The sequence below is a fragment of the Bacteroidales bacterium genome (assembly GCA_016709865.1).
GTDB lineage: Bacteria > Bacteroidota > Bacteroidia > Bacteroidales > VadinHA17 > LD21.
In genome coordinates, this window is the sequence record JADJLX010000006.1 from 55,910 (window position 1) to 70,416 (window position 14,507).

Consider the following 14,507-nt stretch of genomic DNA (forward strand, 5'->3'; position numbering starts at 1 on the left):
GATGAAGCTTCATATTTTAAATTTCATTATCATCTAGAACGGATCTCTTTCTTCATAAATGAGATATAGGAAAACACAAAACAAAGTATCGAGGAAGCAATCAGGCCTGTGATCTGAGGCCAGACAAGTAACAGGCTCTGTCCGAGTGGCAGTGGCCCGGGAATGGCTCCCACAATCTGTTCCATTGTCAACGGACCAAGACTTCTTACAGTCGGCACCAGCAGGGTAGTAGTTGCATCACTGTAAAGCTGACTTGGAAGAACACGCAACATATTCAGAATCATCTCCTGATATCCTGCAACCTGCTGAACTGAAGCTGTTTCCGATGGAGATGCAGCCCTGGCTATCAGACTGACAATTATGCTGTAAAAGACAGTGAAAAACAGCCATACTGCTATTCCTGCCAAAGCCGATGTTGCAGGCTGACGAAACCTTACGGAAAACAGGATGGACAGATTAAGCCAGAATGAAACGTATAAAATACTTAACATAAGGAAGCAGACAATCCTTAGAAACTCTTCCGATGTAGGAGGAATACCAGTTAGTATTAGCCCTGCTCCCATCACCAGAAAACCAAGTGAAAAGAACATTACGCTTATGATGTTTAACGCTGAGAGGAATTTTGCGTTAATGATGTAATCGCGATGAATTGGCTGTGCTAAGATCCTGCTTAATGTTCCATGTGTTTGTTCGGAGTTAATTGCGTCAAATCCAAGACTGATTCCCAGCAAAGGTCCCAGAAAACTCACAAATACAAAAAATGGTGGCAGAGTGCCATCTGAAGAAGTGAATAATAAAAGAAAAAAATATGGACTTCCTGAATCTGTTGAATTTAACTTTGCCCCAATTCCTGCTAATCCTGTGTAAACTGAAGCCAGACAGGTAAGTGCAATAAGCGACAGCAATATTATAAAACGCCAGCTGCGGATATGGTCCGACATTTCCTTGCCAACGATCACTCTGAACGGATGAATTATTCTTTCATCAGTTTTGAACCAAGCAATAAAAGAAGAGCTGGCGAATAAACGTTTCTTACCTGGTCTATTTTGTCCTTCAACGCTCTGAACATTATCTGATGTGCTGCTCATGGCTTTCAACTCCTTCAAAATAACGATTATAGATATCATTCAATCCATACTCCTTTTTGTTGAGATACCTGATACCTGTACCCGACCGGACAATTGTCTCAACAATTTCTTCTGTAACATCGTGGCTGCAACCAATGTGCAAAACATTACCAACAGGATCAACATTTATTACACCGGTAACAGCTTTCAAAGAATTAACAAGAATATCTGTGACTGACTCTCCCGGATCAGCATCTGCCTTAATTTGCAAATCTTTATTGATCCCTGCTTCGATCTTAATCAGTTCCTCAGAAAAGAGTTTCTGCGATAACGACTTAATATCGCCTTCAGCTATCAGTCTGCCTCCGACGAACAGTCCTATCCTGTCGCAGATTTCCTGAACCTGGTGAAGATGATGAGAAGACAGGAGGACCGTTCTGCCCTCTTCCCTGCTGAGGCTTAGGATCAGCTCAAGAAACTCTTCAACGCCTTTCGGATCAATGCCGAGAGTCGGTTCGTCGAGAATTATAACTTCGGGCTTTTTAATAAGCACATCTGCCAATCCAAGCCTTTGCCTCATTCCCCTTGAATACTTTCCTGCTTTCTTTTCCTTCTCATTTGTCAGACCAACCTTTTCAAGAAGTTGATCAGCCTCTTTTTTAGCAGTGCTTAATGACATTGAATTTAAACGGGCAGTATAAAGAAGGTTTTCAAATCCCGTGTAATTGTCGTAAAAGCCCACATCCTCAGGCAAATATCCTACTTTTCTTTTTACCTCAATCGGATTTGTTGTGGAATTGATTCCGCACACGCTTACCGATCCGGATGTTGGTTCTGTAAGCCCAAGCATCATAAGGATTGTAGTAGATTTGCCTGCCCCGTTGGGGCCAAGCAGACCAAAGATCTCCCCTTTTTTTATTGTCAGATTGAGATCGTCAACTGCAGTAAATGACCCGTATTTTTTTGTCAGACTGGTCAGTTCAATAATACTTTGATCCACTGATCACCTCCTTCCATACTTGCGGAACAAATAGTATACGCTGCCTAATGCTGCTGCAATGATCAAAACTCCCATCCAACCCCAGAGCATTGAAGTTTCAACTGAGATTCTGAATTGAGCTTTTGCACTGATTTCCGGTGTTTTGGCCTCGATATTTGTTACATAATCTCCTGCAATTGCATTTTTAGCTGCTTTTACTGTTGCAAAGACCTGGGCACTTTTACCAGGCTGAATGAGATCTATTTTCTTTGGATCAAAGGTCACATCCCAGTTCACAGGATTAGCAGCTGAGAATTGAACTCCTTTAAGTTCAGAGGAACCGGTGTTTCTGACGACAAGCTCTATCTGTCTCTGATCGCCGGCAGTAATCGATGTGCTAAGCAACCCAGTCGGAGTGGTTAACTCCATGCCGAATGATCCTTTGATAACCGACTCAAGAATAAGATCTGCTGACGATGAGTTATTTGCTGCATGAATAGGGATTCTGTATGTTCCTGCTTCTATCATATCAGGCGGATCAACTTCTATATTAATACTTGCATTGCTGTTTTCTTTAACTTCCACGGAGGTTACCTGCTGGCCATTATATTTAAAAACGACATTCCATCCCGGAGGTTCATCTCCCGTTATAGTGTAGAGCTGCTTCTCTCCTGTACTGTTTCTGAGCAGGGCCTGATAGGTAAATACCGATGTAGTATTACCCTGGATGTTAGCCTGATCAGTCGAAAACTCGGTTTTAAAAGTTCCCTGTTCTGACACAGTTATTGTAAGTGGCAATTCGCAGATATTTCCGGCAACCAGCCTTATGAAATAGCTTCCCTTATTGACTTTAACAGGTACTGCTATGGTGAGATTTATGCTCCTTTTATCGCCTGAGAGAACTGATAACTGCCTGATATTATATACACTGTATTTTATACTATAATTCCATCCAGAAGGTAATCCTCTGAGAGAAAGATCAGCAGTAATGATCTCCTTCGTGTTATTTATCAGATCGACTGTATATTCGACAGATTGACCCGGAGAAACACTGATTTTGGTGTAAGGGGTGTAGAGAATAACACTGTCTGCCATTGTTCCAGCTGAACCGGAAAGTGATAACATGCATACAACGAAAGTTATCAAGAATCTTAAATGTTTAGTCTGAGATAACATAATAAATCCTCCGTAATATTTTTAATGGAGGCAAAAATAAAATGCAGATTTTTTTTTTGAAAAAATTAAGTTTTAAAAAATAGTTTAGGAAATCTTAATTTTTTGTTAAAAATATTTTCCAGTCATAAACCATTCATAATACTCTATTCATTTAAAATTGCTGGTAATTGATTACAAATTTTTAAATTTGGTACATTGTTGGAAAATCTGCCGGGATACTTTTATAAATACTCCCATGAGAACAGACATCAGTATAAGTGTAATTGATGTATTCATTTTCCTCGGTGTGTTTCAGGGGCTGTTTTTATCGTGGTTCTTTATAAAAAGAGGACAAAAGGATAAGAAGGCTAATTTATACCAGGGTCTTCTTTTGCTTTTCCTGTCGCTCAATATTTTTGAAGAGTGGCTTAATAATACAGGTTATATCGTTAAAGTTCTGGCGATAACAAATTTCAGCGAACCAACAAATTTTACTTTTGCTCCACTGCTATATCTGTATGTGGTTACAAGTCTCAATCCCGAAAGGAAGAAAAAAGACTGGCCACATTTTATTATTGCAATTTTCTGGCTGTTATATATGGTATTTCAGTTTGTACAGACAAACGAATTTAAATATAATTCATACGTAATGACAAAGCATCCCGATTGGGATATGCTTGATGTGTCCGCCAGGATCCCTGATGATCCGCTGGGTATAAGATCTTATTGTAACCAACAGACAGCAATTCAGTTAGTAATTTACTTAACTGCTGTGATTATAGTTATAACAAAAAAATTCAGGTCGCTTGGTCACAGTTTATTTAATACAGATAATGAAGGATTGATTGTATTGCGTAATTTCTTTATCCACTTCCTTTTGATCTTTATCATTTATATTTCCACCAAGTTATATTTTGGCATGGGTAGCGATTTAGGAGGATACCTTATTGCTGCATATATTTCTTTCATGATATATTCCACCAGCTACCAGGTACTGAACAGGTCAGAATTCTTCTATCAGCCCGGTTCTTTTCTCACTTTCCCGACAATGAAATATCAGAAATCATCCCTTTCTGAAGAAAACAAAGAACTGATACTATCCAAGATCAAGAAGGAAATGGAAGGGAACTCTTATTTTTCAAATAACCTGGCTTCCCTTAGCGGTCTTGCAAAACAGATAAATGAAAGTTCTCATCATGTTTCACAGGTGATAAACGAGAAACTGAATAAGAACTTTTTTGAATTGCTGGCAGGTTACCGCGTAGCCCATGCGAAAAAACTTATTGAGAAAGATAAGGACTCAAAACTTACTGTTGAAGAGCTGGCAGATCTGGTAGGATACAATTCAAAATCCTCCTTTAATAATGCATTTAAGACAATTACTTCACAAACTCCATCAGAATACAGAAAATCATTAACCAATCTGTAATCATCTCTATCTCTGTTATTTAATTAACAGCATCATCTCTGAAAACATATGATCCGATAGGGCCGTACATCGTTCCGATAGGCTGATTCTAATCACCTCAAATTGCACGTGTATGTTTGTCATGAAATTTAAATCAGACAAAAATGACAACTTGCACAAATCAGAAAACCGAACGTCAGTTTTACATTGACTGGTTACGCATACTTCTTATATTAAGTGTATTCCTGTTCCACATAGGAATGATATTCAATACATGGGACTGGCATGTAAAGAATGATCAGCAATATGCCGGGTTATTACAGGATGTTATGGCATTTCTGCACTACTGGAGAATGCCTCTGTTATTTCTCATATCCGGTGCAGGAACATACTTTGCACTGGGGAAAAGAACATCAGCCCAATATCTTGGAGAGAGGTTCAAGCGACTCTTTATTCCAATTATGGTCGGGGTTTTTACTCTCGTACCCGTACAGGTATATATTGAAAAAGCCTCATCTTACACCTCATTGCCCGATTTCTATACTCATATGTTTGAAGGTTTTTATCCTCAGGGTAATTTCAGCTGGCACCATTTATGGTTCATAGTATACTTATTTTTTATAGCACTTGTAATTTCACCCTTCCTGGGAATGTTAAGGAGTGAACGGTTCGCGAAGTTCATTGTCAGAACAGAAAGAGTTGTCACAAAGCCGCTTGCACTTAATGTCCTGTTAATCCCTTTGCTCCTCTCACAGATTATACTGCGCAACTATTTCGAGGTGAACACAAACGCTCTCGTTAACGACTGGGCTTCAATGACATTCTATATAATCTTTTTCATGTCGGGCTTTATATTGGTGCCAAATAAAAATATAGCTGAGTCTATCAGGAAGCAGCGGTTTTTATATCTGGCAGAGACAGTTGCAGTAACAATTATAATGTTCAGTGTTCCGCCGCTAGCGGGATCGGAGCGCACCAGTGAAATAATATGGGATGTTTGCACAATTTTTATAGCTCTTACGTGCGGAATTACTGCCCTTGGTTTTGCAAAACACTATCTCAACAGGGATTCAAAATTCAGGAAACTTGCAAATGAAGCAATATTCCCCTTTTACCTTCTGCATCAACCGGTAATTGTGGTAGTAGGATATAACATGGTTGGCCTCCAGATCCCTGTTTTTCTGAAATTTGGATTGATCACCCTGACAAGTTTCGCCATAACAGCCGGACTCTACTGGCTGCTTATTTACCGAGTAAATCTATTAAGACTAGTCTTTGGGATGAAGATGATCCGTAAAGAGAAAACGGAACCAGAAACCAATCTTGTTTTAAGTCCGGTTGCAGCAGAGTCAAACACCTCTTTCACAGAAATCAGACAAAAAGCCAGCTAAGATAATCTGCTCCTAAAATTTAATAATCATCACATTAACTAATATGAACTTAAAAACAAAAACAATGAAAACAAAAACTAAAAATCAAAAAGTCAGTATGAACAAAATCATCTCAGTTATGATTGTTGCTCTTATGTTCCTTTCTGTAAATGTATCAGGACAGGAAGAAGAATCATTTAAATCCTTGTTCAGGGATAATCTTACAGTTGATGAACTCTGGACCCCTGAAGTGAAGATAAATTCTATACAGGGCGATATTGGCACCCTGGTAGGATTCTACGGTGGTGCTTTGATTAACCGTTCTTTCCTGATTGGCATTTCAGGAGGAGTAAATCTTGGCCATCCAAGGGTAAACTACGGATACTTCGGAGGAATGGCACAGTATATCTTCAATCCGGGAGAGGTTGTGCACTATAGTGGTCAGATGCTTCTGGCTTATGGAACGACAAAAGACTATGAGAATCCGAAGAGAGGGCTTCTGGATAACTTCTGGAATATTTCAGGTGCCCCGTTCTTTGTTATGGAGCCTGGTCTGAACATTGAAGCCAATCTGAGCAGAAGAGTAACCCTGGTTGCAGGAGTAAGTTACAGGTATGTATCCGGACTCGAAGAGAATAATGAAAATGTCAGGATAACCCAGGTCACAAATGAGGATCTCAGCGGATTGAATTTCAATATTGGTTTGAAATTCATTAAAGCCCGGAAGAAGTAGAGTAAATAATTTCTGGCAGGCACCTTCACAGAGCTGAAACAAAGCGAGAGCCAATACTCTCGCTTTGCTTATTCAAACCAATGGTCATTTTATGACCTTTTGATCTGCAAAACGCTTACCTTTATGAAAATCAGGCTCTCTAAACAAGAGTGTTAGTCAGAACCTTTCGCCATACATGATTGTTAGCGTAAACATTAAAGTCAAATGAGAATACTTTTAACAGGAGCAACAGGTTATATTGCACAAAGATTATTACCTGTCTTATTAGGGAGTGGAAATGAGGTAATCTGTTGTGTTCGCGATAAAGCCAGGTTCGATTCAGCGAAGTACAGGTCAGATTCTGTTTCTGTGATAGAAGTAGATTTTTTAAAACCTGAGACTCTTAACATAATTCCATCTGACATCGATGCTGCTTACTATCTTATTCACTCGATGTCTACCTCCTCAGGCAATTTTGAAACAATGGAGGAGACATCTGCAGTCAATTTTAAGAATTGCATTCAGCAGACCAAAGCCCTTCAGGTTATTTACCTGAGCGGGATTGTAAATGAGGAAAAATTATCCAAACATCTGACAAGCAGAAAGAATGTAGAAAGAATACTCGGATCCGGGTCGTATTCATTAACAACACTCCGGGCAGGAATAATTATTGGTTCCGGTAGTGCATCCTTCGAAATTATACGCGACCTGGTTGAAAAACTACCTGTAATGATTGCCCCGAGATGGCTCGCTACCAGATCGCAGCCTATTGCAGTACGAAATGTTATTGAGTTCCTTTCAGGAGTACTGCTGAGTGAAACAACATTTAATAACAGTTATGATATTGGCGGACCAGATATCATGACATATAAACAGATGCTTCTGAGATTTGCAGCTGTGAGGGGCTTAAAACGATGGATTGGCATAGTTCCGGTTATGACACCCAAGCTGTCGTCTTACTGGTTATATTTCATTACATCTACCTCCTATTCACTTGCACAAAACCTTGTCGACAGTATGAAAGTTGAGGTTATCTGTAAGGATAATAACCTGAAAGAGTTATTCGGAATTACTCCTGTCAGTTATGAGGATGCTATCAAAGAAGCCTTTGAGAAGATTGAATTGAACCAGGTCCCTTCAAGCTGGAAAGACGCACTTACATCCAATACTCTGAATGATGGAATTGCAAGGTATGCTGAAGTCCCTGTTCACGGATGCTTTTTTGATTACCGCAAACTACGGCTTAATGACAGCGACAGGGCTCTCGATAAAATATGGTCAATAGGCGGGAAAAACGGCTGGTATTATGGCGACTGGCTCTGGGTAATCCGCGGTTTTATTGATAAGCTGTTTGGCGGTGTTGGTCTGAGGAGGGGAAGGAAAAACCAGACAGAAATCTCACCCGGGGAGGCTCTAGATTTCTGGAGGGTTCTGATAGCCGACAGGAAAGAAAAAAGATTGCTGCTATTTGCCGAAATGAAGCTGCCTGGTGAAGCCTGGCTCGAATTCAGAATTGATGATGAAAACATCCTGCACCAGAAAGCAACCTTCAGACCATTAGGCTTGTGGGGTAGAATATACTGGTATAGTGTTCTTCCTTTTCATGGATTTATTTTCAAAGGGATGTCAAGAAATATCGTGCGTTAACTAACAAAAAAGATTAAAAATATTAATCATGGAGACACCAATTATATTCTGGATACTCTTCAATGCTTTTGTGCTGCTCATGCTGGCACTTGATCTGGGTGTTTTTCATAGAAAAACTCATGAAGTATCAATCAAGGAAGCATTAACATGGACATTAATCTGGGTTTGTCTCGCATTGATTTTCAATGCAATAATATTCTATTGGAAAGGCCGCCAACAAGCACTTGAGTTTTTCACAGGATATTTAGTGGAAAAAGCACTGAGTATTGATAATATTTTTGTCTTTATAATGATTTTCACATATTTCCAGATCCCGTCTAAATATCAGCATAAAGTATTGTTCTGGGGTATTTTAGGAGCATTAATAATGCGCGTGATTTTTATTTTTGCCGGGGTTGCACTCATTGAAAAATTCCATTTTACAATCTATTTCTTTGGTGCATTGCTGATCTATACAGGCTATAAAATGTTCTTCCACAATAATGCAAAAATTGAACCCGATAAAAATCCGGTAATAAGTTTCTTTAAAAAGATCATGCCTGTAACACCTAACCTTCAGGAAGATAATTTTATTGTAAAACTGGATGGCAAAAGATATGCAACTCCTTTATTTTTAGTCCTGATATTAATTGAAACCACCGACCTTATTTTTGCAGTTGACAGCATTCCTGCGATACTGGCAATAACTCAGGATCAGTTTATTGTATATACTTCAAATGTGTTTGCAATACTTGGATTACGTTCTCTCTATTTTGCACTTGCAGGCGTAGTGCATCGTTTCTGGTTATTGAGTTATGGTCTGGCAGTAGTACTGGTTTTTGTTGGAATAAAAATGCTCCTTATCGATGTTTATAAAATTCCAATAGAATGGTCATTGATTTTTATTGCAGCTATAATTACCGGCAGTATAGTCCTATCATTAAAAATAGAAAGAAACCGATAAAGATTATTATCATAATTTTTTGATAGCAGTTTAGTGATTTTTATTTATTTCAAAGATGCAGAAAATGGTACTTTCATATGCGATTCTACAAATGCATATAATTCCTTATCTTGGTCACATACAGCTTTAGCTAATAATAACCGGTTAACATAATATCTGATAACTTATGCTTACAAAAGATTTGGTTTTGGAGTTATGGAGCAAAACATACAGTTCAGAAGGGAAACCCGACTGGTCACACATTCTTCCCTATTATGATGAGAATATATATTTCAGGGATTCCATTCAGGAAATCCGCGGGATCGTTGAATTTACATCAATGACCGAGCGCCTGACAAAACGGTCAAAAGACCTGAAAATGAGAATTGTAAATGCTGTCATGGAGAATAATGTGATTCTTATGGAATGGGAAATGACCCTTAGTTTTAAAAAATATCCGAGTTCTATCCTTTATGGCTCCAGCCGCTTGACTCTGAATGAAGAGGGCAAAATTGCCGAGCAAAGAGATTATTATGACTTGTGGGGTGACATCTTCGACAATATTCCAAGGTTCGGGAAAGCTTACAGAAAATTCTTAATCAAAAAGTTTGGATAGGGAGAACTTATGGGGAAAAATAAAAAATTCTTTAAATATTTCAGGGAATATGAATGGTCGAACATTTCTGCTATGATAAGAAACAACCGTTCAGATCCCAAAATCTGTGACGAGGACTTTAAAAATAAACTTGTCGTAATCACCGGAGCTACTTCCGGCATCGGCTACCATACAGCCAGAAAATATGCTGCCTGCGGAGCTGATTTGCTTTGTATTAATCGCAACTTGCAAAAATCAGAAGCTCTCTGTAAAGAGTTAAAACAAGAATTTGGTGCAAACTGCGAATATAAAATTGCAGACCTGAGCAATTTGCAGGATATCCGCCGAGTGGCTCTTGAACTGTCAAAGCTCGACAAACCAATTGATGTACTGATACATAATGCCGGTATATACCTTACAAAAAGAGAGGTAACTCCCGATGGTTTTGAAAAAGTATTTGTTATTCAGTACCTTTCTTCATTTATTATAAACTTCCTCTTAACAGAAAAACTTAAATCACAGGAAAGAGCCAGGATTATTATGGTTAACTCTGAAGGTCACCGTTTTGCAGCATGGGGATTGAGACTCGACGATCTGAACTGGGAAAAACGTAAGTATTCAGGCCTTGGAAGCTATGGTTCAGCAAAACTCGCCCAGCTATTATCAATGATAGTTTTTGATGAACAATTCAAAGATACCGGCGTATCAATTAATGCAATGCATCCGGGAGCAGTAAAAACCGACACGGGACAGGAAAACGGACCGGTCTACCGTTGGTTTAAAAAGAATTTCCTTGACAAATCTTTAAAATCACCTCAGATTTCCGCCGAAGCATTGTATTATCTTGGAGTTTCAAAAGAGACAGAAGGAGTTAGCGGAAAATTTTATAACTTAACCACTCAGGAAGAACCTGCTCCTCCTGCTCTGGATAGAGAAGTAGCTTACGAACTATGGGAGAAAAGTAAAGAGTATGTCAGAGAACTCATATAATACGATAATTGTCGGAGGAGGAATTGCAGGATTGACTTCTGCAGCTTATCTCTCCCGTGCGGGACAAAAAGTATTACTCGTCGAAAAAAACAGGGAGTGCGGTGGACTTGTTAATTCATTCACACGTGATGGCTTTTATTTTGATGCCGGCGTAAGAGCCCTTGAGGATGCAGGTATTATTTTCCCGATGCTGAAAGACATGGGCATTCAGCTCGAAGTTGTAAAAAGTCCGGTTTCGCTTGGCATAGAAAATGAAATTTTACATATCGAAAATATAGACAGCTTAATAAAATACAGGGAACTCCTGGTAAAGTTTTACCCTGAAAGCAAGGAAGAGATTGATGAGGTTTTAAAAAATATAAGGAAGATAATGAAACACATGGATGTTCTTTATGGCATTGATAATCCGGTGTTTAAAGATTTAAAGAATGACAGGGCATTTCTTTTCAAAAAACTCTTGCCCTGGCTGCCTAAATTTATTACCACAGTCGGAAAGATAAACCGGCTTAATATGCCGGTTGAGGATTATTTAGGCAAATTTGTAAAAAATCAATCTCTCCTGGATATTATCTCACAGCATTTCTTCAAAAACACCCCTGCTTTTTTTGCGATGAGCTATTTTTCATTATATCTCGATTATTTCTATCCCAAAGGTGGCGTTGGAAAACTATCGGAAGCAATGAAAAACAAAGTAATTGAATATGGCGGCGAAATAAAGACAGAGATAAAAATTACTGAAGTTAATGCTGAAAAATGTCTTGTGACAGACCATAACAATATCTCGTATAAATATGAGAATCTGATATGGGCTGCTGATTTAAAAACATTCTATAAAGTAACTGAAACAGCAGGATTGGCTCCAAAAATCAAAACGAAATTCGAAGAATCAAAAAGCCTGATGCTGAAAAACCGTGGAGGCGATTCTGTGTTTACTCTGTTCCTTGGTGTGGATCAGCCTCTTGAGAGTTTCAGAAAAATTGCTCACGGACATTTCTTTTATACTCCTTCAAAAGTGGGTCTTGCTGAAATTCACAGGAAGGAGCTAGATTCCATGCTGAGGAATTTTGAAAAAACTGATAAAGAACAAATACTTGCCTGGCTCGATAAATTTACCAGATTAAATACTTACGAAATATCGGTGCCCGGACTAAAGGACGCCGATCTGGTACCTCCCGGCAAAACCGGCCTGATTATCAGTTTTCTTGCTGAATATGATTTATTCAGCAAAATTCAGAAAGCCGGCTGGCTTGATGAGTTCATAACAGAACTTGAGAATCGTGTTCTGAGTGTAATATCTGATTCTGTCTACCCGATGTTAAAAGACAAAATTATTTCACGATTTTCTTTTTCACCTCTGAGCATAGAAAACAGAGTTGGCAGTTCCGAAGGGGGTATAACTGGATGGGCTTTTCAAAAGGAGATGCCGGTGATTAACAAAATTCAGTTCTCCGATCGCTCAGTAATCACACCGATACCTTCAATTCATCAGGCCGGACAATGGGCTTATAGTCCTGCAGGTGTACCCATGTCAATTTTAACCGGGAAACTTGCTGCAAACAGGGTATTAAAACAAGTAAAATTGCTGAATCCAAAATCCCGAAAATGATACAAGTAAGATCTGTTTCGAAATCCTTTGGAAACATTGAAGCCGTAAGAGATATGAGCTTCAGTATCAATAAAGGGGAGATCTTTGGGATACTGGGACCAAACGGTGCCGGCAAATCAACAATTGTAAATATTCTGAACACTTTGGTTAAGCCCGATAATGGTGATGTTATTATTGACGGGGTCAACATTAATAATGATGGTGATACGATAAAGCTTATCATGGGTGTCGTCCCGCAGGAAATTGCCCTGTATGAGGAGCTTTCCGCTTACGAGAATCTGATGTTCTGGGGAGGTTTATATGATATCCCGAAACAGGTGCTTGTAAATAATGTCAACCGAACCCTTGAGATAGTGGATCTGGTAAACAGAAAAAATGACAGGATTAAGACCTTTTCAGGGGGAATGAAGCGCCGGATCAATATTGCCTGTTCCCTGCTGCATAATCCCAGGATCCTGGTTCTGGATGAGCCTACGGTAGGAGTCGATCCCCAGAACAGAAATCATATTTTTGAGGTCATAGAGAGATTGCATAATGATGGGATGACAATAATATACACAACTCATTATCTGGAAGAAGCCGAGCGGTTCTGTGATAAGATTGCCATTATTGATGTAGGCCGTATAATAGCTCTGGGCACACTTAAAGAGCTAAGGAAAATAAGTGATGCAAAAGACCTTCTGACAATAAAACTGGCAGACTTCAATGACAGTACTTTATCCATTATTCTGACAGCAAATCCATTGATCAGATTTGACAGTACCACAAAGACACTTGAAATAGACTGTGAGAATATCAGCAATGAAATTTCGAAGATGACTAACCTTATTCAGGATGCAGGCGGAGTAATCGAAAGAATTTATACACGCGGAACGAATCTGGAATCTATCTATCTGAAATTAACAGGGAAAGAACTAAGAGATTAAGTTATGTTTAAGCTATTCAAAAAAGACCTTACACTTTTTTTCCACGATCAGCGTTCTGTTATTCTGACATTTCTGCTACCTGTTATTCTGATAACCCTGTTTGCTTTCGCTTATGGCAGCATCGGTGCCTATGATGGCCGATCAGAGCCTGTTGGCTTGCTGGTTTCCGATCTTGACCAGACAACCTCTTCAAAAGAGATAATTAACAGGATAGATTCTCTCGAAGACATAAAAACTGTTGTGTCAGACACTGTGAAGTCTCTGGACCTGGTTATTAAAGGAAAGTATGCAGGAGCTTTAATAATTTACAAAGGTTTTCAGGATTCCCTGGCATCAGGGAAGGCACCTCAGATTGAACTGCTGTATGACAGGTCGCGGGAAATGGAAATCGGGATCCTGCAGCAGAATATAATCAGAAGTGCAATGAATGATAAAAAAAGTGCAGTAGGTCTGAAGTGGACATCAGTTGTGGGCGAAAAAAATGATATTAAACTTGGGTTGATACAGGCTGTTGCAGGCACTGCAATACTAATGCTGCTCTTCAGCGTTGCAGGTGTGGGAGCAAGCATACTTGAAGAAAAGGAGAACGGAACCATAAACAGATTGCTCTATTCACCGCTGAAGGTCAGTTCAATACTTTATGGGAAAATGCTGTTTGCATTTTTTATTTCACTATTGCAGCTCACTGCAATGTTCCTGTTTGCCTGGCTCGTCTTTAACCTTGATCTGAGCATCAACATTCCGGCGCTTATCCTGATGATAATTGCCACGGCTTTTGCCGTCTCCGGTCTAGGAGTCTTTCTGGCTGCCATTGCAAAAACACGTCAGCAGGCCCAGAATCTCAGCACAATAATTATTCTGATAATGTCGGCGATAGGAGGCAGTATGATCCCCCTGTTTATAATGCCGGTAATTCTTCAGAAGATTGCTTTCCTCAGTGTCAACTACTGGGGTATCCAGGGATTTTATGATATCTTCTGGAGGAACCTGCCATTGGAAGCAATTCTTCCAAAAATATTTATATTATCAGGCATCGGAATACTTATGACTTTGAGTTCTATTCTGTTGTTCAGGAAGAGGATAATGAAATTTTAATTCAAACCTCTTTCGGAAAGTATTTTCTGCTGAAA

Annotated in this window: 13 protein-coding genes; 10 read left to right on the top strand and 3 right to left on the bottom strand. The window is 39.2% G+C overall.

All coding sequences use genetic code 11. The features are described from left to right. Positions 1-29 precede the first annotated feature (29 nt). From IPJ16_16715 to IPJ16_16725, 3 genes are read right to left on the bottom strand one after another with little or no spacing between them, the layout of a single operon-like run. Positions 30-1,088 (bottom strand): ABC transporter permease, encoded by a 1,059-nt coding sequence (locus tag IPJ16_16715; GenBank protein MBK7628808.1) that lies wholly within the window; start codon positions 1,086-1,088, stop codon positions 30-32. After that, positions 1,069-2,067 (bottom strand): ABC transporter ATP-binding protein, encoded by a 999-nt coding sequence (locus tag IPJ16_16720; GenBank protein MBK7628809.1) that lies wholly within the window; start codon positions 2,065-2,067, stop codon positions 1,069-1,071. The genes IPJ16_16715 and IPJ16_16720 overlap by 20 nt, the downstream gene beginning before the upstream one ends. A gap of 3 nt (positions 2,068-2,070) precedes the next feature. Continuing rightward, positions 2,071-3,171: a hypothetical protein gene (locus tag IPJ16_16725; GenBank protein MBK7628810.1), complete on the bottom strand. Its 1,101-nt coding sequence runs from the start codon at positions 3,169-3,171 to the stop codon at positions 2,071-2,073. A 286-nt stretch (positions 3,172-3,457) separates the two neighbouring features. Between IPJ16_16725 and IPJ16_16730 the strand changes: the two genes are divergently transcribed. The 10 genes from IPJ16_16730 to IPJ16_16775 all read left to right on the top strand — a co-directional run bounded on the left by IPJ16_16730 (position 3,458) and on the right by IPJ16_16775 (position 14,472). Further along, positions 3,458-4,630: an AraC family transcriptional regulator gene (locus IPJ16_16730; protein ID MBK7628811.1), complete on the top strand. Its 1,173-nt coding sequence runs from the start codon at positions 3,458-3,460 to the stop codon at positions 4,628-4,630. Between the two features lie 143 nt (positions 4,631-4,773). Next, a complete protein-coding gene (locus IPJ16_16735) occupies positions 4,774-6,000 on the top strand; it encodes an acyltransferase family protein (protein MBK7628812.1) in 1,227 nt (408 codons plus the stop codon). A gap of 64 nt (positions 6,001-6,064) precedes the next feature. After that, positions 6,065-6,712 carry a hypothetical protein gene (locus IPJ16_16740; GenBank protein MBK7628813.1) on the top strand — a complete coding sequence of 216 codons (648 nt, stop codon included), beginning with the start codon at positions 6,065-6,067 and terminating at the stop codon, positions 6,710-6,712. Between the two features lie 204 nt (positions 6,713-6,916). Further along, on the top strand, positions 6,917-8,338 hold the full coding sequence (locus tag IPJ16_16745; GenBank protein MBK7628814.1) for an SDR family oxidoreductase: 1,422 nt from the start codon (positions 6,917-6,919) through the stop codon (positions 8,336-8,338). A gap of 28 nt (positions 8,339-8,366) precedes the next feature. After that, entirely contained in the window at positions 8,367-9,281 is a 915-nt protein-coding gene (locus tag IPJ16_16750) for a TerC family protein (GenBank protein MBK7628815.1), read from the top strand. A 166-nt stretch (positions 9,282-9,447) separates the two neighbouring features. After that, positions 9,448-9,876: a nuclear transport factor 2 family protein gene (locus IPJ16_16755; GenBank protein ID MBK7628816.1), complete on the top strand. Its 429-nt coding sequence runs from the start codon at positions 9,448-9,450 to the stop codon at positions 9,874-9,876. Between the two features lie 9 nt (positions 9,877-9,885). Further along, the gene (locus IPJ16_16760; protein ID MBK7628817.1) at positions 9,886-10,845 is read left to right on the top strand and encodes an SDR family NAD(P)-dependent oxidoreductase; all 960 of its coding nucleotides are present in this window, start codon (positions 9,886-9,888) and stop codon (positions 10,843-10,845) included. Further along, complete coding sequence (locus IPJ16_16765) at positions 10,826-12,451, top strand: NAD(P)/FAD-dependent oxidoreductase (protein ID MBK7628818.1); 1,626 nt, start codon at positions 10,826-10,828, stop codon at positions 12,449-12,451. The genes IPJ16_16760 and IPJ16_16765 overlap by 20 nt, the downstream gene beginning before the upstream one ends. Next, on the top strand, positions 12,448-13,377 hold the full coding sequence (locus tag IPJ16_16770) for an ABC transporter ATP-binding protein (protein ID MBK7628819.1): 930 nt from the start codon (positions 12,448-12,450) through the stop codon (positions 13,375-13,377). Before IPJ16_16765 ends, IPJ16_16770 begins: the two co-directional genes overlap by 4 nt. Positions 13,378-13,380: 3 nt before the next feature. Next, a complete protein-coding gene (locus IPJ16_16775; protein ID MBK7628820.1) occupies positions 13,381-14,472 on the top strand; it encodes an ABC transporter permease in 1,092 nt (363 codons plus the stop codon). Positions 14,473-14,507 lie beyond the last annotated feature (35 nt).